The organism is Acidovorax sacchari (assembly GCF_042847045.1).
GTDB lineage: Bacteria > Pseudomonadota > Gammaproteobacteria > Burkholderiales > Burkholderiaceae_C > Paracidovorax > Paracidovorax sacchari.
Window position 1 is genome coordinate 2,719,213 of the sequence record NZ_AP035783.1, and the last position, 22,991, is coordinate 2,742,203.

At 70.3% G+C, this 22,991-nt stretch carries 14 protein-coding genes; all 14 read right to left on the reverse strand.

Annotated elements, in window-relative coordinates:
• Positions 1-26: 26 nt before the first annotated feature.
• Positions 27-1,553, reverse strand: a complete 1,527-nt coding sequence (gene glgA, locus ACGHC0_RS12290) for a glycogen synthase GlgA (RefSeq protein WP_415268337.1) — start codon at positions 1,551-1,553, stop codon at positions 27-29.
• Positions 1,550-6,538: a malto-oligosyltrehalose synthase gene (locus ACGHC0_RS12295; RefSeq protein ID WP_415268338.1), complete on the reverse strand. Its 4,989-nt coding sequence runs from the start codon at positions 6,536-6,538 to the stop codon at positions 1,550-1,552. Before ACGHC0_RS12295 ends, glgA begins: the two co-directional genes overlap by 4 nt.
• Positions 6,535-8,358 carry a malto-oligosyltrehalose trehalohydrolase gene (gene treZ / locus ACGHC0_RS12300; RefSeq protein ID WP_415268339.1) on the reverse strand — a complete coding sequence of 608 codons (1,824 nt, stop codon included), beginning with the start codon at positions 8,356-8,358 and terminating at the stop codon, positions 6,535-6,537. Before treZ ends, ACGHC0_RS12295 begins: the two co-directional genes overlap by 4 nt.
• Positions 8,355-10,484 (reverse strand): glycogen debranching protein GlgX, encoded by a 2,130-nt coding sequence (gene glgX, locus ACGHC0_RS12305; protein ID WP_415268340.1) that lies wholly within the window; start codon positions 10,482-10,484, stop codon positions 8,355-8,357. The genes treZ and glgX overlap by 4 nt, the downstream gene beginning before the upstream one ends.
• Before the next feature lie 23 nt (positions 10,485-10,507).
• Complete coding sequence (locus ACGHC0_RS12310; RefSeq protein ID WP_026431096.1) at positions 10,508-11,815, reverse strand: glucose-1-phosphate adenylyltransferase; 1,308 nt, start codon at positions 11,813-11,815, stop codon at positions 10,508-10,510.
• A gap of 321 nt (positions 11,816-12,136) precedes the next feature.
• Positions 12,137-12,526 (reverse strand): response regulator, encoded by a 390-nt coding sequence (locus ACGHC0_RS12315; protein WP_415268341.1) that lies wholly within the window; start codon positions 12,524-12,526, stop codon positions 12,137-12,139.
• 35 nt (positions 12,527-12,561) lie between these two features.
• Positions 12,562-14,799 (reverse strand): GAF domain-containing protein, encoded by a 2,238-nt coding sequence (locus tag ACGHC0_RS12320; RefSeq protein ID WP_415268342.1) that lies wholly within the window; start codon positions 14,797-14,799, stop codon positions 12,562-12,564.
• 76 nt (positions 14,800-14,875) lie between these two features.
• Positions 14,876-15,538, reverse strand: coding sequence for a biliverdin-producing heme oxygenase (locus tag ACGHC0_RS12325; protein WP_415268343.1), 663 nt, complete (start codon positions 15,536-15,538; stop codon positions 14,876-14,878).
• Positions 15,535-18,204, reverse strand: coding sequence for an ATP-binding protein (locus ACGHC0_RS12330; protein WP_415268344.1), 2,670 nt, complete (start codon positions 18,202-18,204; stop codon positions 15,535-15,537). Before ACGHC0_RS12330 ends, ACGHC0_RS12325 begins: the two co-directional genes overlap by 4 nt.
• 20 nt (positions 18,205-18,224) lie before the next feature.
• The gene (locus tag ACGHC0_RS12335; RefSeq protein ID WP_415268345.1) at positions 18,225-20,216 is read right to left on the reverse strand and encodes a response regulator; all 1,992 of its coding nucleotides are present in this window, start codon (positions 20,214-20,216) and stop codon (positions 18,225-18,227) included.
• Between the two features lie 5 nt (positions 20,217-20,221).
• Positions 20,222-21,121: a sensor histidine kinase gene (locus tag ACGHC0_RS12340; RefSeq protein WP_192882391.1), complete on the reverse strand. Its 900-nt coding sequence runs from the start codon at positions 21,119-21,121 to the stop codon at positions 20,222-20,224.
• A 25-nt stretch (positions 21,122-21,146) separates the two neighbouring features.
• On the reverse strand, positions 21,147-22,223 hold the full coding sequence (locus ACGHC0_RS12345; RefSeq protein WP_415268346.1) for an ATP-binding SpoIIE family protein phosphatase: 1,077 nt from the start codon (positions 22,221-22,223) through the stop codon (positions 21,147-21,149).
• The gene (locus ACGHC0_RS12350) at positions 22,223-22,627 is read right to left on the reverse strand and encodes an anti-sigma regulatory factor (RefSeq protein WP_074686823.1); all 405 of its coding nucleotides are present in this window, start codon (positions 22,625-22,627) and stop codon (positions 22,223-22,225) included. Before ACGHC0_RS12350 ends, ACGHC0_RS12345 begins: the two co-directional genes overlap by 1 nt.
• Positions 22,617-22,991, reverse strand: coding sequence for an STAS domain-containing protein (locus tag ACGHC0_RS12355; RefSeq protein ID WP_011796049.1), 375 nt, complete (start codon positions 22,989-22,991; stop codon positions 22,617-22,619). The genes ACGHC0_RS12350 and ACGHC0_RS12355 overlap by 11 nt, the downstream gene beginning before the upstream one ends.

Genomic DNA, 22,991 nt, shown 5'->3' on the forward strand with positions numbered 1-22,991 from the left:
GAGCGCCGGTGTGTGCCGGCGTGGCATCAGTATTCCGCCGCGGGCCGGGGCTTCCTGTAGGACAAGGCTGAGGCCGTTTGCGGGCGGGTTTCCGCACGGTTACGTGCGGCGCCATAGGCCTGGAGGTACGCCCGGGCCGAGGCGGTCCATCCGAAATCGCGTTGCATGCCGTTGCGCTGCAGGCGGCGCCAGGCGTCGGGCGCGGTTTTCCAGAGGTGCAGGGCGCGGCCGACGGTCTGGTCGAACGCGGCCTGGCTCGACCCGCGCAGCACGAAACCCGTGCCGTTGCCCGCCGGGTCGTCGGCATCCACCACCGAATCGGCGAGGCCGCCGGTGGGGGTGACCACGGGCGGCGTGCCGTAGGCCTGGCTGTACATCTGGTTCAGGCCGCAGGGTTCGAAGCGGGAAGGCATGAGGAAGCTGTCGCTGCCGGCCTCGATGCCGTGGGCGAGGTCTTCGTCGAAGCCCACGGTAACGTGCATGTGGCGGGGATGGCGCTTCGCCAGTGCCCGCAGGGCGTTTTCCAGGGCCGGGTCGCCGCTGCCCAGGATGGCGAGTTGCCCACCCTGGCGCAGCAGGCGCTCGGCGCCGCCGATCACCCAGTCGATGCCTTTCTGCTCGGTCATCCGGCCGACGAGGCCGAACAGCATGCGGTCACCGTCCTGCGCGAGTCCCAGCGTCCGGCGCAGGGCGTCCTTGCAGGCAGCCTTGCCCTCCAGGCGGTCGGCGGAGAAGTGCGCCGGGATCAGCGGGTCCTGCGACGGATTCCACAGCGCGGTGTCGATGCCGTTGAGGATGCCCTGCAGCCGGTCCGCATGGGCGCGGAGCACGCCGTCCAGGCCGAAGCCGAGTTCGGGCGTCTGGATCTCGCGTGCGTAGGTGGGGCTGACGGTGGTGATGGCGTCCGCGTACTGCAGGCCCGCCTTGAGCATGGAGAGCTGGCCCCAGAATTCGGCGCCCTCGATCCCCAGGTGCCGGTCCTCGATGCCGAGGCGCTGCGCCCAGTCCATGGGGAACACGCCCTGGAAAGCCAGGTTGTGCACCGTGACCATGCTGCGCGCCACAGTATCCCCCCGGGGGCCGGCCGCGTCGCGGAACTGCCGCAGGTAGAGCGGCGCCAGTGCGGTGGGCCAGTCATTGGCGTGGACGATGTCCGCGGTCCAGCCGCACGGCGATTGCGGCGTGCCGATGCGCGCGGCCACATGGGCTAGCAGGCCGAAGCGCAGGGCATTGTCCGGGTGTTCCCCCTGCGCGCCGGCGTAGGGCGAACCGGAGCGCGCGTAGAGCTGCGGGCAGGAGAGCAGCAGCAGGGGCACCTCGTGCCCGCCGCGGTCCACGCGCAGCAGTTGCGCGGCGGGCCAGGGGCCTTCGGCGGGCAGCGAGTGCCAGCCGGTGATCCGGCCCTGCAGGGGCATGTCCGCATATGCGGGCATGAGCAGCATCACCTCGTGGTCCAGGGCCGCGATGGCGGGCGGCAGCGCGGCGCTGACGTCGCCCAGGCCGCCGGTCTTGACCAGCGGGGCGCATTCCGATGTGGCGAAGAGAATCTTCATGCGCCGGATTCTCCGCCCACGAGCACCGCGAACGGCAGGCCGGGACGGTCCGGAAGCACTTCCCCGAGGATTTCCTCCACGCTCCATCCTTCCCCGGTGTCGGCGCCGATGCGCCGGCCCGTCATCCATTCCTGCCAGACGCCGGCCTTGGCCAGCACGGGGTGGGCGGACGCGACCGCGATCCGGGTGCCGCGCCACCCGGCCGCTGCCAGGCCGTAGAGCAGGCGCGCGCAGATGACCACGATGGCCCGGCCGTCCCGGATGCGGGCGAAGGCGAACGCATGCTCGGCACCATGGCCTTCCAGCGTGAGCGGCAGGTAGGTGGACTGGCGGAACAGGTCGGGCAGGGCCTGCCGCAGGTGCAGCAGGCGCCAGGTGACCAGTTGCTTCGCGTCCGGGCCGGGCACCGGGCCCATGAGGCGTTCCCAGTCCGCCTGCGACGGATGGGCGCCCTGGCCGTAGAGCGCCTGCACCTGCTCCAGGGCCCGTGCCATGGCGCCGAAATCCACGGGGCGGCGGTTGTCCGGGTCCACGAGACTGAAGTTCCAGTGTTCGCAGCCCTGGTAGATGTCCGGCACGCCGGGCACCGTGAGCTTGAGCGCGAGCTGGCAGAGGCTGTTGCGGAAGCCGTAGGGCGCGATGGACTGCACGAACCTTTCGAGCTCGCGCACGAAGCGTTCGGTCGAGAGCGCGCCGTCGATATAGCGCGCCACAGCATCTTCATAGGCCCCGTTCGGGAACAGCCAGTTGGTCTGTTGCTTGGCCTCGCGCATGGCCTTGACCATGTACTGCTGGATGCGTTCGCGCAGTTCCTGGCGCTCGTCCGGCTCGGTGGCATGGGTGGGCCAGATGCCGACCAGTGCCTGGTAGAGGGCCCAGAGGTCGTGCGGCCGCGGGGCCTGCATACCGTCCACCTCGGTGGCGAAGCGCGCGCCCAGCTCGTGCAGCTGCAGGGCGGTGTCTTCCCACAGCGCGGGGATTTCCGAAAGCACGTTGAGGCGGGCGCGGAGGTCTTCGGACCGCTTGCTGTCGTGCGTGGAGGTGGCCAGCAGGTTGTGCGGGCGGTGGCGGGCGCGCTGCAGGTTGGCCTGGTGGAAGGCCGCGCAGGTGAGGCCGAATCGGCGCGGTTCCGAGCCGACATCATTCAGCGAGACGAGGCGCACGTAGCGGTAGAAAACCGTGTCTTCCACGGACTTGGCCATGACCGGGGCCGTGAACTGCTGCCAGCGGCGGATGAAGCGCGCGCGCAGGGGCGGGGCCGCGCCTTCGTCGCCGAGCAGGACGCTTTCGAGATAGGCCAGCACGCCACCCTCGCTGGTGCCCATGCGGCGGCGCGCGGCCGCAATGGCCCAGGCGACGTGGCGACGGTCGGTGTCACTGGGGGGCGTGCCGTCGGGCACCAGGTAGGTGCGGTAAACGGGGAAGACCGCCGCCACTTCCGTCAGGGCGATGCGCAACTGGTTGCGTGTGAAATCGAAGGTGCGCCGGTCCGCCTGGGCGATGCGGTAGAGCGTGTCGGCCAGCCATCCCAGGTCACTGTAGAGCGAGGTCTCGATGATGTGCTTCTTGCACTCGTACACCGCTTCCTCGAAATCCTTCGTGTCGCCGGTGAAGCTGGTGTAGGCGTCGTCGAAGGCGGCCTGCGATGCGGTGTCCACGAAGAGGCCGTTGACCAGGCTGCTGAACCGGTAGCCCGTGGCGCCGTGCACGGGCCAGTCGGCCGGCAGGGGTTCGTGGTCCGCCAGGATCTTTTCCACCACGAGGTAGAGCGCCGTGGGCTCGCGGCCGGCGGCGCGGGCGAGGGCCGCATGGCGCCGCTGCAGGCGGTCGAAGTACTGCGCGGGATCGGCCAGGCCGTCCGGGTGGTCGATGCGCAGGCCGGTGATGCGGCCCTCCGCGAGCCAGCGGAAGATGCAGGCGTGCGCAGCCTCGAACACGGAGGTTTCCTCCATGCGCAGCGCAGCGAGGGAGTTCACGTCGAAGAACCGGCGGTAGTTGATGTCGTCGCCGGCCACGCGCCAGTCCGCCAGGCGGTAGGGCTGGTCGCGCAGCAGGCCGTCCAGCGCGTCGAAGCTGCCGGGCTCTTCCTTCCGGCCGTTCCAGTGGGCCAGGCAGGCGGCGATCCACTGGCGCAGCCACGCATGGGCCCCGGCCAGTTCCGCGAGGCGCCGCTGGTGGAGGGGGGCATCGCGCAGGCGCATGGCGCGCTCGCCTTCGTCACCGGTGTCGCGGTCGGGCAGGCGGCCGAAGGCATCGATGAGGGAGTGCACCTGCAGCGCGCTGTCGCCATCGGCTTCGCCGGGGGCCGGTGCGGGCACGGCCGCGAAGATGCGGGCGTAGTGCCGGGGGTCCACCGGCAGCCGGTGGTCCCAGTAGCACACCAGGAAGCGGCCGGCCTGTGCGTCGAAATCCAGGCGCAGTTCGCCGGCTTCCAGCACGTGGCCGTACTGCCCGCCGAGCATGGGCAGCAGCACGCGGCCCTGCAGGCTGGCGGTGGCGGGCTCCCATTCGATGTCGAAGAAGCCGGCATGGGCGGCGGACCGCCCGTGTTCCATCACGTCGTCCCACCAGGGGTTGGGGGCGTCGATCACGCCCATGTGGTTGGGCACGATGTCCAGCAACTGGCCGAGGCCATGCGCCTGCAGGGCATCGCACAGGGCGGCATGGCTGGCCTCGTCGCCGATTTCCGGGTTCAGCTGCGTGGGATCGACCACGTTGTAGCCGTGCGTGCTGCCGGGGGCGGCCTTGAGGTAGGGCGAGCTGTAGAGATGGCTGATGCCCAGCGCGTGCAGGTAGGGGACGGCGGCGGTCATGGCCGCGAAGGTGTTGTCCTTGTGGAACTGCACGCGGTAGGTCGCGAGCGGAACGTCCGCGGTGTCGAGCGCGGGCAGTTCTTCCACGGGGGCCTGCATGGCGGGGCGCCCCCGGTGCTCGCGCATGGCGGAGGCCACGGCGGCGAAGCAGGGGTGCGTGGCCAACCGGTCCAGCGGCACGGCGAGGCGCCGGCGCCAGTTGGGCTGCATGTCCTCGGTGGAGCCGGGCACGTTGACCTGTTCGAGCTGTGCGATGGCATCCTCGATCTGCACCGCCGCGAGCCAGCAGGGGGTGCGCGCCAGGTAGGCATGCACAGCGGCCGTGAACTCCGGCGTGGCCTCGGGCACGGATTGGGCATCCACCGTGGCGCCGGGGGGCAGAAGGCCTTCTTCCTGCAGCGCCATCAGCAATCGGACACGGTCCTGTGCGCGCTCGATCAGGCTGCGCGCGTGGGCCTCCGAATCCGGCAGCCAGCCCAGGCGCTTCTGCACCTCGATGTCTTCGCCGGACCAGTAGCCGCGCAATGTGGGCAGGTCGTGCGTGCTTACCACGGCCAGCGCCTGCGCCGGCCACTGTGCGGGCGGCCGGAATGCGCCGCCATCCATGCGTTCGAAGATGAGCGGGCGGTAGGAAAGGACGGTGCGCTGCGCCATGGCCTCGCGCATCTGCGGCGCCACGTTGCCCAGGTCTTCGCCGATGACCAGGCACTGGTGGCGATGGCTTTCGACGGCGAGGACCGCGAGCAGCGCCTGCAGCGGGTAGGCGACGTAAGTGCCCGCGCCGCCGTGGGTCCAGAAAAGGCGCATGAGCGCCATCACGTGGTCCATGCGCAGCGCGCCGGCGGGCTGCATGACAGCATGCAGCAGGCGGCGCACCGGCATGAAGCGGGCAGCGGCCAGCGCGACGGGGTTGAGCGGCGGCAGGCCCCAGTCCTGGCCCTGGGTGTTCAGCGGATCGGGCGGCGCCCCGATGTTCATGCCGCGTGCATACAGCTTCTGCGAGGTCCAGGTTTCCGAGCCGCCGTCGCTCGCGCCCACGGCCAGGTCGCAGTACAGGCCGAGCGGCATGAGGGCGCGGGCGCGCTCGCCCGCCTGCCCGAGCTGCAGGTGGGCTGTCCACTGCAGCCACATGTGGTAGGCCACGGCTTCCGCATGGTCCTTGGCGAAGGCCTGGGCGGCCGGGCCCTGGGGATCCCGCAGTTCTTCGGGCCAGGCAGGCCAGCCCCAGGTGTCGGGCGACGTGCGCACGAGATGGCGCTGGATGGCTTCGAACAGCGCATGCGGTGCCAGCGTGGAGGCATGCTCCTTCATGAAGGCCTGGAAGGCGAGGCCGCGCGGGCTCAGCGATTCCCAGTCGCCCTGGCGGAACTCGTCCCACAGCAGGGCGAGCATTTCCTCCTTGGCGGCGGCGACCTCGGCATACTGCACCGTGTCCGCGGCGCGCAGGGCCTGCAGGCGCTGCTGGAACACCCCGTCGGCGTAGAGCGACTGCGCCGGGCCGCTGCGCAGGAATTCCGGCATCGCGGTCACGTCGATGAACAGCGGGTTGAGCGCCAGGCGGCTGGACGGGCTGTAGGGGCTGGCCAGGTCCGGCCGGTCCATGCGCAAGGCGTGCAGCGGGCTCAGGCCGACGAAGGCAGCGCCCTGGGCGGCGGCGGTCGCCACCAGGTCGCAGAGATCGGAGAAGTCGCCGATGCCCCAGTTGCGGTCCGAGCGCAGCGAATACAGCTGCACGCTCAGGCCCCACCAGCGCTCCCCATGGCGCAGCGGATCGGGTGACCAGCAGCGCGCGGGCGCGACGATGACGAAGCGCTCTTCCTGCGTTCCAGGCCCTGTGAGGCGGTAGTAGCCCGCGCGCAGCGTGGCCGGCAGCCGCGCGACCGGGCCCCGGCCCTCGCAGACGGTTTCCTCGGCCTCGACCTCGCTGGTGACCAGCCGCCAGGATGCGGCGCCATGCCATTCGATCTCGGCCGGCTGGCCTTCTTCCACGACGATGGGGGCGGGCAGCGCACCAGCGTCTGCGTGCGATCCCATGGCCGACAGCGCGCGCTCGAGCACCTCCGGCGGCACGTCGCGGTGCTCACCCCAGAAGCTGGCGTACTGGAGCGCGATGCCTGCCCGGCGGGCGCGTTCGTGCAGGCCGTCGTGGCCGTCGTGGTGGTGGCCGTTCATGCGGGCACCTCCTGCAGCAACCACCGCGCGGACCACGGGGCCCAGGCGCCACCGCCTTCCCAGCGGTGCTGGAAGACGGGCGCGCCGGGCGCGCTGGTCCCCTGCCCGGGGTCCTCATCCACGGATTCCGTGCCCAGGTTCATCTGCATCACGAGGCGTGCTCCATCGTCGTAGTCCCATTCCACCTGCAGCCCGGCCGCTCCCACGCGGCGCGCAGTGTGCGTTCCGGAGCGCAGCCGGCACAGGCGCGGAGCAATCCACTGCCGGCGCGCGGACAGGGCCGCGCGGACCAGCGCGAGCCGCTCCTGTCCTGCAGGGCCTTCCGCCTGGCGCCAGTCGAGGCGGCTGCGTTCGAGGGTGGCGGCGTCGCAGGGGTCGGGCAGTTCCCTGCCGGAACCGGCTTCGAGCCGGAATTCGCGCTGGCGTCCCTGGCGCACCGCCTCGCGGAGCTCGCCTGTCCAGTCGGCGAAGTACAGGAACGGCGTTTCCGCGCCGAATTCGTCGCCCATGAACACCAGCGGCGTGGCGGGCGTGAGCAGCGCGGACAGCAGCGCCAGTTCGGCGGCGGGCTGCGGCACCAGGTGCGAGAGACGCTCGCCGAAGGCGCGGTTGCCGATCTGGTCGTGGTTGCCGCAGAAATTCACCATCGTGGCCAGGGGCTGGGGCGCGGCAGGTGTCCGCTCCAGGCGCCGGCCATCCCCATCACGGTGCGAGGGCGCGAAGACATAGCCGCCCGCGAAGCTGTGCGCGAGCCCGTCCAGCGGTGCATGGGCGTAGTCGGCGTAGTAGCCCTGGCGCTCGCCGGTGAGGGCGACGTGCAGGGCATGGTGGAAGTCGTCGTTCCACTGCGCGTCGTAGCGCGTCGGCTCGGGGCGGGGGGCCAGGCGCTGGCTCTCGTTCTTCTCGTTCTCGAGGACGAGGTGGACGTGCCGGCCTGCGGTGGCCTGCCGCACGCGCTGCGCGAGGTCCTCGAGCACGTGGGGAGAACCATCGTCCACGATGGCATGGACGGCATCCAGGCGCAGGCCGTCGATGCGGAATTCCCGGACCCAGTAGAGCGCATTCTGGATGAAGAACTCGCGCACCGGCCCGCTGTCCTCGCCGTCGAAATTGATGGCCGCGCCCCAGGGGCTGTGGTGGGTTTCCGAGAAGAAGGCCGGGGCGTAGCTGCCCAGGTAATTGCCGTCCGGGCCGAAGTGGTTGTACACGACATCCAGGAACACCATCAGGCCGAGCGCATGGGCCCGGTCAATGAAGCGCTTCATGTCGTCCGGCGTGCCGTAGGCCGGGTGCGGCGCGAACGGCAGTACGCCGTCATAGCCCCAGCCATGCCGCCCGCCGAAGGTGGCCACGGGCATGAGCTCGATGGCGGTGAAGCCCTGCCCGGCCAGCCAGGGCAGTCGCTCCATGGCCGCGGCGAACGTGCCCTCGGGCGTGAAGGTGCCCACGTGCAGTTCGTAGAGCACGGTTTCGTTCCACGGTCGGCCTGTCCAGCCCTCGGTCTTCCACTCGAAGGCAGCCGGGTCGGTGACGCGGCTCGGGCCGTGGGGACCGTCGGGATTGCTGCGTGACGCGGGGTCGGGCACCAGCGGGCCGTCGTCCGCCTGCCATTGGTAGAGCGTGTCGGGGCCGGCTTCGGACACGGTGGCCTGCCAGAAGCCGTCCGCATCCTGGCGGGCCGGAACCTGCATGGGCTGCGCGCCGGGTGCTCTGCGGTGGTGGAGGGTGAGCCGCGAAGCGGCGGGGGCCCAGAGGGTGAAGTGGACGCCGCCTTCAGGCAGGAGGCGGGCGCCGATCGGCATGTCGTGCTGGTGCTTCATGGAGAGGGATCGCCGGAAGCGCCCAGTGCGGTGAGGATGGCCATGGCATGTCCCGGCAGCACGTACGGGTCTCCGGAAGGCACCGGCGCGGTATTGGCGGGCGGTACGTCGGCAGTGCGGGTGTCCACGCGCACGGTCCAGGAGCGGGCCTGCTCCTCCTGCGGGAGGGTGAAGGTCGCGTCTTCGCCGGTGGCGTTGAAGAGGACGAGGGCTGCGCAGCCGCCGGCGTCCGCCTCCATCAGGGCGGCGACACAGCGCGATTGCGGGTCGTCCCATTCCTCTGCCGTCATGGGCAGGCCCCAGACGCTGTGCCAGTGCACGCCCACGCAATCGGCCCGGCCGCCGTCGGCGACCGCGGTGCGCAGGGTCGGCAGCTCGGAGCGCAGGGCGATCAGGGCCGCGGTAAAGCGGCGCTGCGCATCGTTGCGGCCGGCATGCTCCCAGTCGTACCACGACAGGGGGCTGTCCTGGCAGTAGCCATTGTTGTTGCCCTGCTGGGTGCGGGCATGCTCGTCGCCGCCCAGCAGCAGCGGTGTGCCGTGCGATACGAAGAGCGTCGCGAGGAAATTGCGCATCTGGCGCTCGCGAAGGTCCAGGATGGCGGGGTCTTCGGTCGGGCCTTCGGCGCCGCAGTTCCAGCTGCGGTTGTGGTTTTCGCCGTCGCGGCTGTCTTCCTGGTTGGCTTCGTTGTGCTTCTCGTTGTAGCTCACGAGGTCGGCCAGGGTGAAGCCGTCGTGCACGGTGACGATGTTGACGCTGTCCGTCGCCGGGCGGCGGCGGGCCTCCAGGATGTCGGCGCTGCCGCAGAGGCAGGCGGCGAACGCGGGCAGGCTGCCGTCGGTGCCGCGCCAGTAGTCGCGCACCACGTCGCGGTAGCGTCCGTTCCACTCCATCCAGCCGTCGGGAAAGCCGCCCACCTGGTAGCCATCGGGGCCCAGGTCCCAGGGCTCGGCGATGAGCTTGACACGCGCGAGCACGGGATCCTGCGCCACCGCGGCGAAGAAGGCCGCGCGGTGGGTGAAGGCGCCCGAAACGTCGCGCCCCAGCGAGCACGCCAGGTCGAAGCGGAATCCGTCCACGTGCATCTCCGTGACCCAGTAGCGCAGGCTGTCCATGACCAGTCGCAGGGCGGCGGGGCTGCTCGTGTCCACGGTGTTGCCGGTGCCGGTGTAGTCCACGTAGAAGCGCGGATCTTCCGGGGAGAGGCGGTAGTAGGCGGCGTTGTCGATGCCCTTGAGGCTGAGCGTGGGGCCCAGGTGGTTGCCCTCGGCCGTGTGGTTGTAGACCACGTCCAGGATCACCTCGATGCCGGCGGCGTGCAGGGCCTTGACCATGGCCTTGAACTCGTCCGTGCCGCCGTCGCCGCGGCTGGCGGCATAGCGGGGTTCGGGCGCGAAGAAGGCGATGGTGTTGTAGCCCCAGTAATTGGCCAGGCCCGCATCCACGAGGCGCTTGTCGTCCACGAAGGCCTGCACGGGCAGCAGTTCCACGCTGGTCACGCCCAGGTCCTTCAGGTAGGCGACGGCGGCTTCCGATCCCAGCCCCGCATAGGTGCCGCGCTGGCCTTCCGGAACGCCGGACAGCGTCTGCGTGAAGCCCTTGACGTGCATTTCGTAGAAGACGGTCTTGGAGGGCGGGACGCGGGGCGGGGCGTCGTCGTCCCAGTCGAAGCGCGAGCGCACCACGATGGACTTGGGCGCGGTGGCGCCGTTGTCCACCTCGCTGATGGCATGGTCCTCGTCCTCGTGGCCGAGTTCGTAGCCGAACTGGTCGTCGGCACCGAGCACGGGCCGGTCGAGCGCACGGGCGTACGGATCGATGAGCAGCTTGGCGGGATTGAAGCGCTGCCCCTGCCCGGGAGCGTAGGGCCCGTGGACGCGCAGGCCATAGCGCTGGCCCGGCTTGAGTCCCTTGACATGCCCATGCCACGTGCCGGCGGTGAAGGCCGGCAGGGCGATGCGCTGCGTCTCGTTCTCGCCATCCGCGAAGAGGCAGACCTCCACGCGTTCCGCGCCCGGCGCGTGCACGGCAAAGTTCACGCCGTTGCGGTCGGCCGTGGCGCCGAGCGGCAACGGCCGGCCCGCCTCGGCGACATGCCGGGTGGCGCGTGGGCGGCGGGAGGTCATGTGTGGAGCAGCGTCGCCTGCCTTCATGCGGCCACCTTCAGGCCGGATCCCTCGGATGCCGACGCCACGGAGGGGCGCGCCCGCCCGATGCTGGGAGTGGTGGATTGCAGGCCCTGCGGCTTGAAGAACTGGCGGGGCACGACGACGATGCCGCTCTCGGTCACGTGGAAGCGCTTGCGGTCCGCTTCCAGGTCGAAGCCGATGCGTTCGTGCGCAGGGATGTCGTTGTCCTGGTCGATGATGGCACGGCGCACCTGCGCGCCGCGGCCGATGCGCGAGCGCTCCATGACGATGCAGTGTTCCAGGCGGGCATCGCGCTCGACGACGACAGAGCGGCGCAGCATGGCGTTGTCCAGGGAGGCGCCGTCCACGATGCTGCCCGAGCCCACCACGGAGCGGTGGATGACGCCGTTCTCGATCTGGGCCGACTCGGCCTGGTCCGGGCTGGCGTAGATGGGCCAGTGGCGGTTGGTCATGCGAAAGCGGGGCGTTGCGCCCAGCGTGTCGAAATGCGCCTGGTAGTAGGCATCGATGGTGCCCACGTCGCGCCAGTAGCCGTGCTCTTCATAGGGCTCGGTGCCGGGAATGGTGTTGGTGTCGAAGTCGTAGGCCATGAGGCGGTGGGACTTGAGCATGGCCGGCAGGATGTGCTTGCCGAAATCGCTGTGGCCGGTTTCATGTGCTTCGCGCAGGGCATCCAGCAGGATGTCGGCATTGAAGAGGTAGTTGCCCATGGAGGCGAGGGCGTGCGTCGAACTGCCCGGCATCGGGCGCGGCGGCGTCTGCGGCTTTTCGACGAAATCGACGATGCGGTGGTTGTCGTCCGTCTCGACGATGCCGAACTGGTTGCAGTCGGCCAGTTTCACCGGCAGCGTGGCCACGCTGACGTGGGCGTCGTTCTTCACGTGGAAGTCGATCATCTGGCGCACATCCATGCGGTAGATATGGTCCGCGCCGAAGACGGCGACGATGTCCGGCTTGAACGACTCGATCAGGTGGATGTTCTGGTAGACCGAATCCGCGGTGCCCTGGAACCACTCCGGGCCGTTGCGCATCTGCGGCGGCACCACCGTCACGAAGTGCTGGGGAATGAAGCGCGTCATCGTCCAGGACTGGCGGATGTGCTCGATCAGTGACTGCGACTTGTACTGCACCAGCAGGTAGATCGAGTAGATCTCGGAGTTGACGAGGTTCGAGAGCACGAAATCGACGATGCGGTGCTTGCCGTTGAAGGGCACGGCCGGCTTGCAGCGCTCGGCGGTGAGCGGGTGCAGGCGAGAGCCTTCGCCGCCGGCCATGACGATGGCGAGAACGTTCTTGGTGCTGGACATGGTGGGACTCCCGAAGAATCAAACGTGGAAGGGCGCGGAAACGGGGGATGCTGCTGCCGGACCGCTGCCGTCCACGCACGGCCGCGCGCGCCGGTCGGGGCGTCGCGCAGGCAGGGCTGGGAGGATGGATTGCGTCATGGCAGGATGGCTCCCCGCCATGTTCTGTTGCGCCGCAACAAAAGGTTGCAGGAAGTTCCTACGACGCGCTGTCAGTGGCCACCTACGTGCAGATGGGCGGGCACTGGCGTGGCATGCCGGCGTGGGTGCGGACGGACGCCGGCGGCCGGAGCGGTGGGCCGGAAAAGCCTGCGGGAAGCGGCGTCAGGTGCCGCCGGGCTGGCGCAGGCTGGCGAGCGAGCGCTCGATGAGTGCGTCGAAGGTGTCGAAATCCAGCGGCTTGCCGAGCACGTGGTCGAAACCGCCGAGGGCTGCGCGCTCGGCTGCGCTCAGGCCGGTGATCCCGATGGCGATGCACGCGGAAAGCCCGGCGGCGGCGGCAATGTCCTTCAGCCGTGGCACCAGTTCCGCACCGAGCATGTCCGGCAGGTGCTGGTCCACCAGCAGCAGGGACGCGGGCTGCGCCTGCATCAGCGCGATCGCCTGCGCACCGTTGAGCGCCACCCGCACGCGGTGGCCGTTGAGTTCCAGCAGGTCACTCAGCAGCTCGGCCGCTTCGTGGTTGTCGTCAACGATGAGAATGTCTGCGTGCATGAAGTGGCGCGGTTCCTCAGCCGGAACGGCCGTTTTCAGGAACCGGCGATTGTGCCCGAGCCCGCCGGGGGAATCCGTACCGAGAAAACCACATGGCCGTCATCGTAGGTATAGGCGATGGTACCGCCATGGCCCCTGACGATCTCATAGGCAATGTAGAGCCCCAGGCCCATGCCGGAGCGGTTGCGGGCGTTGCCGGCCGAGGAGGCCTTGAACGGGCTGAACAGGTTGCCCGCGATCGCGTCGGCGATGGGCGCGGCCACGTTCCGGACGGCGATGGCGGCGCTCCCGTCCGGCAGCGGATGGGCGGCGACATGGATCGGATGCCCTGGCCGGCCATGGTGGCGTGCGTTGCTCATGAGGTTCACGAACACCTGGGCGATCCGGTCGGCGTCCACGCCGGCTTCCAGCAGGGGCGGCAGCTGGGTGCGCAGTTCGATGTCGGGGTGGGCCGTGCGGGCCTCGTCGACGAGGTCGGCGAGCAGGGCGGAAAGGTCGGCGCGGGCGATCTGCAGGTCCAGGCCCAGCCCGCTCTGCAGCCGCGACATGTCCATGACCTGGCTCACGAGGCGCTGCATGCGGCTGCTGGACGACTGGATGCGCTGGCCCAGCCGGCCGGCCCGCCCGCTGGCGTCGCCGTCCTTCTCCAGAACGCGCGCAGCCATGCTGATGGAGTGCAGGGGGTCGCGCAGGTCATGGCCGAGCACCGCCATGAGCTGGGTGCGGGCCCGGTTGAGTTCGGCATGCCGGGCATGCTGGGCGCGCTGGAGTTCGTCCAGCACCTGGCCGGCGATGTCGAGTTCCACGCCTTCCCACGGCTCGGCCGTGGCGCGGACGGTCTCCTTCCACAGGTCGAAGGAGCCGCGGGGCGTGAGCCGCGGGCCCAGCGGGCCGGAGCGGACTTCCTTCTCGGGCCGTCCGCCCCAGTGGATGGTTTCGATCTGCTCGCGGCGCAGGAAGAGCGCCCAGCCGCCTCGTTCGCGGTCGAAGGGCACGGCCAGCAGGCCGCACCACGGCGCCGCCCGCCCGGCCAGCGCCGCCATGCGGCGGGGCAGGGAATGGGTATGGAACAAGCGGTCCGGGGCGACGTCGTCCGGGCCGGAGTTGAGCCACTCCAGGATGGCCTGCGCGGCCTCTTCCTGGATGCCTCCGAAAAGCTGCAGCTTGGCGCCCGTGGCCACCACGGCCGCTTCGGCGTGGAGGGTGGTGCAGAGCTCGGGGGCATGGCGCGCCAGCGCAGCGTACTCGTCGTCGGAATGCAGGATGTCCGCGATGAGGCGCGAGCGCACGGCGGAGGCGGCCTCCGTGCGTTCCGTCTGGGCGCGCAGCAGGGAGTTCTGGATATTGGACGACAGCACCTGCGCGATGACGTCGCAGGCCATGCGCACGCTGTAGGGCACCTGGCGCGGCTGCATGTGGTGGCAGGCCAGCAGGCCCCAGAGCTGGCCGTTGATGACGATGGACACGCTCATCGAGGCGGCCACGCCCATGTTGGCGAGGTACTCGATGTGGATGGGCGAGACGCTGCGCAGGATGCTGGCGCTCAGGTCGAGCGGCGCCACTTCCCGCTGCAGCAGCGGCACCACGGGCGCGCCCACGTCGGCGATGAGGCGCAGGGTGTTGACGACATACAGGCGCCGGGCCTGGGCGGGGATATCGCTGGCCGGATAGCGCCGCCCCAGGTAGGGGTCCAGCGTGGAGATGCAGGACTCTGCGGCCACCTCGCCGCTGCCGTCGGGCCGGAAGCGGTAGGCCATCACGCGGTCGAATCCGGTCAGCGCGCGCAGCTCTTGCGTGGCGAGCTGCAGGAGATCGTCGATGGCGCGGGGCCTGCGCAGCTTTTCCATGGCACGGTGCGCCTGCACGGCGAAAACGGCCAGTTCGGCACTGCTGTGCCGGCGCGACTCGAACTCGGCCACGAGCAGCTTGTCGCTGATGTGCAGCACCACGTCGAATTGCCGGCTGCCCACCTGCAGTTCCGCGGGCATGGGGACTTCGGCTTCGCCATGCAGTGCCAGCAGGCCTTCGCGCACCTTGCCGGCCACGGCCGAGCACGGCGCCTGGGGCAGCAGCCCTTCGAGCACGCTGCCCGGCTCCAGGGGGCAACCCAGGAAGTCCTCCGCGTTGGCGCTTGCATAGCGGACGACCCCATCGCCATCGAACGCGACCAGCGCACCGTGGTCCTGGATGCTGCCGGGAATGTGGATCGGCTCGCGGTCGCAGTTGTCGAGGGTCGCTGCCGCGGGGGCCGCGGTGTGGAGCGGGAGGGTCATGGGAGGGGCTCCGTCGAGCCGCATCGCGCCGGGGCGGCCACCGATCGGCCGGCGCGGAGGGAAGGGCGTGGAGCAGTCATGCGGGTATTTCCTGACGATCGTACAGCCGTTGCAAGGCATCGAAGGCCGCGCGCGCTCCGGCGCAGGCCGCTTCGATGTCGGCCGGCGTCCGCACGTTGCGGGCCAGGCGGGCCGTGAAATCCTTCCACCGCTCCGCCGTGCGGGTGCCGCTGCCCTGCAGATACCGCAGTGGGTGGGGCGCCAGGGGCTGGGCCAGTCGCCGGTAGAGCCATTGTCCTCCGAGCTGAGACCCTTCCACCACGTAGGCCATTCCCCAGGCCACGGCGGCGTGCTGCCCGGGACATGCCGCGAGCGCCGCGTCGATGGGCGAGCGTGCGTCCGGGGCTTCACAGGGCGGCAGGGCGGCCCCGGCATCCGCCAGATCGTCTTGCAGGGCGTCCCGCCGCGCCGGATCGTCGAGCGGCCAGGCAGGCGCTCCGCCGTCGAGTATGCGGAGCAGCGGAGACAGCGCCTGGAGCCAGGCCGCCAGGGCACGTGCGTGCCGGATGTAGTCGTCCAGCGTCGCTCCCGGACGGGCGATGGGCAGCGCCGCGTCGAGGCGCTCGTGCCGCGTGCGCGTGGCCTCCCGCAGTGCGCCCAGGCAGTCGGCCTCGGGCCCGCCCTGCGCGTGGATGGCGCCGCCGGGCGGGGCCGGGGCTCGGAGCGCGGCAGGCCTCATGACGGTTGCCGGATGAGGGTGCGCACGCGGTGGGCCAGCGCGTCGAGCGTGAAGGGCTTGGTCAGCACGTGCATGCCGCGCTCCAGGTGGCCGTTGCCCACGGCCGCGTTCTCGGCATACCCGGTGATGAAGAGGATCTGGAGGTCGGGCCGCGTGAGGCGCCCGCCGTCGGCCAGCTGGCGTCCGTTCATGCCGCCGGGCAGGCCGACATCGGTGATCAGCAGGTCCAGGTGGGTGCGCGACTGCAGCACCTGCAGGGCCGAGGGGCCGTCGTGCGCCTCGATGGTCTGGTAACCCATCTCGTGCAGCACTTCCACCACCAGGGAACGCACGCTCGGCTCGTCGTCCACCACCAGTACGACCCCCGATCCTTCGCCGGCCTCGGGCAGCTGCAGGGTGGGAATGTCGGAGTCCTCGGGCTGGGCTTCGTGGCGCGGCAGGTAGATGCACATCGTCGTGCCCATGCCCGGTTCGGAATACGCGCGCACCTGCCCGCCCGACTGCCGCGCGAATCCATACACCATCGACAGGCCCAGGCCCGTGCCCATGCCGATCGGCTTGGTGGTGAAGAAGGGTTCGAAGATGCGGCGCATCACCTCGGGCGCCATGCCGGTGCCGGTATCGGTCACGCACAGCGACACGTACTGGCCCGGCGGCAGGTCGCGCTCGCGGCCTGCCCGCTCGTCCATCCAGGCGTTGGCGGTCTCGATGGTGAGCCGGCCGCCGCCGGGCATGGCATCGCGGGAGTTGATGCACAGGTTCAGGAGCGCGCTCTCGAGCTGGTGCGGGTCCACGTGGGTGGTCCACAGGCCCACGGCGTTGACGACTTCCAGTTCCGTCTCGGGGCCGATGGTGCGGCGGATGAGCTCCTCCATGCCGCGTACCAGGCGGTTCACGTCGGTGGGCTTGGGGTCGAGCGTCTGCCGCCGCGAGAAGGCCAGCATGCGGTGGGTGAGCGAGGCGGCGCGCCGCGCTGCGCCCTGGCCGACCGTCACATAGCGGGCCAGGTCGTCGAAGCGCCCCTGCGCCACGCGCCGGTTGATCAGCTCGAGGCTGCCGCTGATGGTGGCCAGCAGGTTGTTGAAATCGTGCGCGAGGCCGCCCGTGAGCTGGCCCACGGCTTCCATCTTCTGCGACTGCCGCAGCGCCTCCTGGGCGGCTTCGCGCTCGCGGGATTCGGCGGTGAGGCGCGCCAGGGCATCCTCCAGGTCGCGGGTGCGCTCGACCACCCGGCTTTCCAGGTGGCTGTTGAGGGCGCGCAGCTCCTGTTCTGCCATGCGCTGGTCGGTCACATCATAGCCTTCGGCGAAGATGCCGTTCACCGCTCCCACGCCGTCCAGGGTGGGCTGGTAGATGAAATTCAGGTAATGCTCGGTCAGCGGGCCGCCCGGTTCGCGCTGCAGCAGGACCTTGAGGTTCTTGCCGATGTAGGGCCGGCCGGTGCGGTACACCTCGTCGAGCAGTTCGTGGATGCCCTGGCCCTGCAGTTCCGGCAGGGCTTCCCGGATGGACTTGCCCTCGATGTTCCTGCGGCCGATGAGCTGCTGGTAGGAGTCGTTGACGAACTCGTACACGTGGTCGGGCCCGCGCAGCACGCACATGAAGCCCGGCGCCTTGCTGAACAGTTCTCGCAGGCGGTCGCGCTCGGCCGTGCGGGATTCCAGCGCCTCGGCCTGCGCGATGGCGGGCGCCACCTGCCCGGCGAGCAGCTGCACGAACGACCGGGTCTCGGCGTCGTCCGCAGGACGCAGCGGATTGGCGCCGCACACGAGGAAGCCCGCGGAGCGGGCATCCCCCTGCGGCGGCAGCGCCACCACGAAGGCGGTGTGCGGGGGAACCTGCCATGCGCCGGTGGGCGTGTCGGCCGCCGGCTCCAGGGGGACGGCGAACGCGGCCTCGCCGGCGGCGAGCCGGTCCAGGCGCCAGGGCCAGGGCGCGCCGGGGGCCATTTCGCGCGGCGCCAGCCGGTGGCCCGAGGGCACGCCGGCATTGCAGGCCAGCCGCGCCGTGCCGTGGGCATCGTAGAGATAGATCAGCGAGAAGGGCAGGTCCTTCTGCGCGTTCGCCAGGGTGAGGCAGGCGCCGTCCACGACCTGCTGGCGGGTGCCGCCCAGCGACATGGCTGCGCCCAGTTCGTGCAGTATCGCCAGGCGGCGCTCGCTGATGACCCGGCCCGTGTCCTCGGACACCGCGCAGAACAGGCCGTTCACGCGTCCGTCGTCGTCCAGCAGCGGGCTGTACGAGAAGGTGTGGTAGGTCTCCTCGAGCGTGCCGGTGCCGGCGCGGTCGATGAGCAGCATGAGGGACGAATCCCAGGTGGACTCGCCACGCTGGTACACCGCGTGCATCCGGTCCTTCACGTCGTCCCAGATTTCGGCCCAGATCTCCGCGGTGGGGCGCCCGAGCGCGTCGGGGTGCTTCGTGCCCAGGGTGGGGCGGTAGGCGTCGTTGTAGAAAAAGGCGATGTCCGGGCCCCAGCCCACCCACATTTCGAAGCGCGAGGTCAGCAGGATGCGCAGCGCGGCCTTGAGCCCCTGCGGCCAGCGTTCGGGCGGCCCGAGCGGCGTCGCTTCCCAGTCGTGCTGGCGCATGCGGCGCGCCATCTCGCTCTGGCCGATGAAGATGTCGGCATGGCGTTCGGCGGGCGGGTGCGGTGGGGGCGTCATGGCGTCGGGGGACGTGGGCCTCAAGCCTGGCGGGCGGCCATCAGGCGCACGATGGTGGCCATCAGTGCATGGGGCTGCAGGGGCTTGCCCAGGTGCGCGTCGAAACCGGCTTCCAGGGCCTTGTTCGCATCCTGCGGGCGCGAAAACGCGGTGAGCGCAATCGCGATGGGCGGCTTGAGCCCCTGCGGCACGGGCATGTCGCGCAGCGCACGCGCGAACTCGTATCCGTCGCGCCCCGGCAGGCCGATGTCGCTCACGACCACGTCGGGCCAGCGCTCGCGCAGCGCCTGCACCGCGGAGTCGAAATCCACCGCCTGGCGAGGCCGGGCGCCTCCGTCCAAGAGGACCACGGCCAGCATTTCGCTCGCGTCGGGGTGGTCTTCGACGGTGAGGATGTCCATGCCCCTGAGCGGACGCTCGGCCTCGGCCGGCTCCGGGGCCGGCTCGTCGGACGCCGGGACGGCAGGCATGCTGGCGCCGGCGCCGCCTTCATAGGCCGCGGTCAGCGTGACCGTGATCGTGGTGCCTTCCCCGGTGCCGGCGCTGTAGGCCTCGGCTCCGCCGCCATGCAGCTCCGCGAGGTGCTTGACGATGGACAGGCCGAGGCCCAGGCCGCCGTGGCGGCGGTTGTCCGGCGAATCGCTCTGGGTGAACCGGTCGAAGAGGTGCTCGATGAACTCGGGCGAGATGCCGCGTCCGAAGTCCTGTACGGACAGCGTGAGCGCATCGCCGTGGCGGCACATCGACACGTCGATGCGTCCGCTGTCGTTCGAGAACTTGATGGCGTTGGTCAGCAGGTTCCAGAAGATCTGCTGGAAGCGGGTCGGGTCGAGCCATGCGGGCCCGGTGTCTTCGCCCGCGCTCAGCACGATCTCGAGGTGCTTTTCCGCGATGGAGGCCTGCAGTGCATCGATCGCGGAGCGCACGACCTCGATGGGTTGCGTCCATTCGCGCTCCAAGTGCAGCTTGCCGCTGTTGATGCGAGAGACGTCGAGGATGTCGGAAATGATGCGTGCCTGCGCCTTGACGTTGCGGTGGATGGAATCCAGGCCCTTGATGAGTTCCGGCGTGCCGCCGCGCCGCTTGAGGATGTGCACCCAGCCGGCGATCGCGTTCAGCGGCGTGCGCAACTCGTGCGACAGCACGGCGATGAAGTCGTCCTTGGTGCGGCTCAGGCGCTCGGCCGTGGCGCGGGCCGCCTGCTCGCGTTCCAGCACCTCCTGGCGGCGGCTGTCGAGTTCCACCCGCTCGGAAATGTCGGCGGCGAGCGCCATGCGCATCCCGGGTTCCACGTGCGCGGAAATGCTCCATTCGAGGTACACCCATTGGCCCGAGGGGCGCATGAGCGGGAACTCTCCCTGCCAGGTGGCCGACTGGCCGGTGTCCACGGTCTTGTCCCTGACGAAGTCCACCCAGCCGGGCGGGGCGAAGTCGCTGATCGCGCGGCCGAGGACTTCCTGGCGGGTGCGCCCGAGCACGCGCGCCATCGCCGGGTTGACGTCGGTGAAGCGTCCGTCGCGCTCCAGCAGCCCGATGCCGCTGAGGGCCTGGCTGTAGATGGCGCGAAAGCGCCGGTCGCTGCGCCGCAGGCTGTCCTCCGCGGTGCGCGCGCGGATGAGTGCCTGCAGGGTGCCCACCAGCACCGCCGGCTCCACGGGATGGGTGAGGTAGGCGTCCGCGCCTGCGTTCAGTCCGGTGACGCGGTCCTCGGCATGCACGTGGGCCGCCGAGAGGTGCATCACGGGCAACTGGGCCGTGTCCTCGCGGGCGCGCAGCGCGCGGCAGACGGCAAAGCCGTCGATGTCCGGCAGATGCACGTCCAGCACCACGGCCGAGATGCCTTCGCCCGCCATCTGCAGGGCCTGTGCGCCGCTCTCGGCTTCCATGGTCTGGAAGCCCGCCGCGCGCACGACGCGCGTGGTGGAGTAGCGGGTGACCGGGTTGTCGTCCACCACCAGCACGGTGTGGGCCGAGCGTTCGATGGTCGCGTGGATGGCTCCGACGTCCAGCATATGTGTCACTCCGCGATCCCGGTGGCGGGCGCCGGCTCCGGCAGGCGCACGGGCAGCGTCACGGAGAACACCGATCCTTCGCCCGGCGTGCTCTGCAGCTCCACGGCGCCGCCGAGCAGTTCGGCGAGCTGGCGGCACAGCGCCAGGCCCAGGCCGGTGCCGCGCAGGCGCTTCTGCAGCGGCGAGCCCACCTGCGAGAAATCCTCGAACACGCTGGCATGGAACTCGGGGGCGATGCCGATGCCGGTGTCGGCGACGGAGAAGCGCACGCGGTCCCCTCCGCAGGCCTGCGCGGACACGCGAACCTCGCCGCGCGGCGTGAACTTGAGCGCATTGGAGATGAAATTGCGCAGGATCTGCGACAGCTTGCGGTCGTCCGTGAAGAGCGGCGGAAGGTTGTGGGGCTCCTCGAACACCAGGTTGAGCTCGGGGTTGGTGGCGACCGGCTTGAACATGCCGCGCAGGGCCTGGAACAGGTCCACCATCTCGAACCAGGCGGGCGAGATATCGACGCGGCCGGCCTCGATCTTGGCGAGGTCGAGCAGGTCGTCCACCATGTCGGAGAACTCTGCCGCCGTCGCCTGGATGAAAGCCACCTGCCGCGACTGCTCGGCATTCAGCGGGCCGTCCACATGGTCGGCCAGCAGCCGAGCAATGCTGCGGATGGAGCTGATCGGCGTGCGGAACTCGTGGCTCATGTATGCCAGGAACCGGCTCTTCATTTCGGTGGCCTTGCGCAGCTGCTCGGCCTGTGTGTCCAGTTCCGAATAGAGCGCCACCACGCCGCGGTTGGTTTCCTCCAGTTCCGCGCGCAGCAGTTCAAGCTCCTGCTGGCTCGCCGCCAGGGCAGCGCGCAACGCCTCGGGAGCGGCGGCGGCAGTCTGGTCTTCTTGCTCGGATGTCATCGTGCGGGTCCTCGTGTGCGCGGGCTCAGCCAGTGCGCTGGACCACGACGACGGTGGCGTCGTCGCGGGCCCGGTGGTGGTCGCGCAGCAGCACTGCGGCCGCGAGTACAGGGTCGCGGCCGAGCAGGGGATGGAGGGCGGCGGGAGGCCAGCGCGATTCGATGCCGTCGGTGTGCACGACGGCGAGCGCATGCGCAGGGGGCTGCGTGGCGGTCTCGCCGCCCTTGCGGATGTGCAGCCCCACGGTGCCGTGCAGCGCGGGCACCGAGCGGTCGGCCACGCCGGAGACCAGCCGCGCCGCCACGTTGCCGATGCTGGCGCTGTGCACGGGGGCCTGCGGGCCGTCCCAGCGCAGGCTGCACATGGCCGCGCCGCGCGTGCCCTGCAGCGCCAGGTGGGCCCGGTCGGTCACACCGCCGAGCTCGCCGAACGGCGATTGCAGGAAGACCGACAGCGCCGCCTGCGCGGGCCGCGCCGCCTCGGGGCCGTGTCCCAGGCCGTCGGCCACGCACAGTGCCATGCGCTCCCCGTCGATGGCGGCCGCCCACGCGTCGCCGCAGACGGTCTCTCCCCGCAGCGGCAGGCAGATCGCGCCGATGCGGACCGCAGGGAGGGGCGCCGCGCGGCGCGCAACGGCATCCGCGGCAGCGAAGCCATCCTCTTCTTCCTGCGGACGTTCCTGCACCCGTGCAACGCAGACGGTGCCCTGGGGCGTGGAATGGAGATCGAAGCTGTCCGAGAGGCGCCGGACGGCGCCCAGCCCCGTGCCGGGCGATCCACCGGTGGAATAGCCGTCGCGCATCACCAGCCGCAGGTCGGCGATGCCGGGGCCGTTGTCGATGGCGATGACCTCCACCGTGCGCCGTCCGGGTATGGCCGCGATCAGCAGTCGGCCGCCCCGGGCGTGCCGGTGCAGGTTGGTGGCCAGCTCGGTGACGACCAGCGACAGCCGGCCGGCATCGGTGGCGTTCCAGCCCAGTTCCCCGCTGGCGTGCGCGCCGAAGCGCCGCGCCTCGCCGACGCGGCTGGCGTCGTCGATCGGGAAGGCCACGTGGGTCCAGCCGTGCAGGACCTCGGTGGAGGCGTGGGGCATCGCGTCCATCACTTCCATTTCGTGATGGTCACGCAGGTGCCCTGGCCGGGGGCGGTACGGATGTCGAAGTCGTTCACCAGCCGGCGGCTGCCCGGCAGGCCCAGGCCCATGCCGCCCCCGGAGGTCCAGCCATCCGACAGGGCGAGCTGCAGGTCGGCAATGCCCGGGCCTTCGTCCTCGAAGTGCATGCGCAGCCCGGAGCGCCCGGCCTGGTCGAGCAGTTCCCAGCGCATGCGGCCTCCGCCGCCGTGGATCAGGGTATTGCGCGACAGCTCGCTGGCCGCGGTGATGACCTTGGTCTGGTCCACCAGCGAGAACCTGAGCCTGCCGCACAGCGTGCGGACGGCCTGGCGGCACAGCACGATGTGCTGCTCGGATTCGAGGGGCAGGGTGCCCGAGGTGTCATCGGCCAAGAGGGGCCTCCTCGCGGATGCGGCGCAGCAGTTCCATGCCGCGCTCCACGTTGAGCGCGGTGCGCACGCCGTCCAGCGACAGGCCGAGTTCCACGAGGGTGATGGCCACGGCCGGCTGCATGCCGACCACGACCGTATGTGCAGAAAGAATGCGCGCGATGCCGGAGATGCTGCTGAGCATCCGGCCCACGAACGAATCCACGATCTCCAGTCCGGAGATGTCGATCATCACGCCCGTGGCGCCGGTGTCGGCGATGCGCGTGGCGAGGTCTTCCTGCAGTGCGAGGGCGGTGCGGTCCTGCATGTCCACCTGGATGGTGACCAGCAGGGTGTTGCCCATGCGGAGAATCGGTATGCGTTCCAT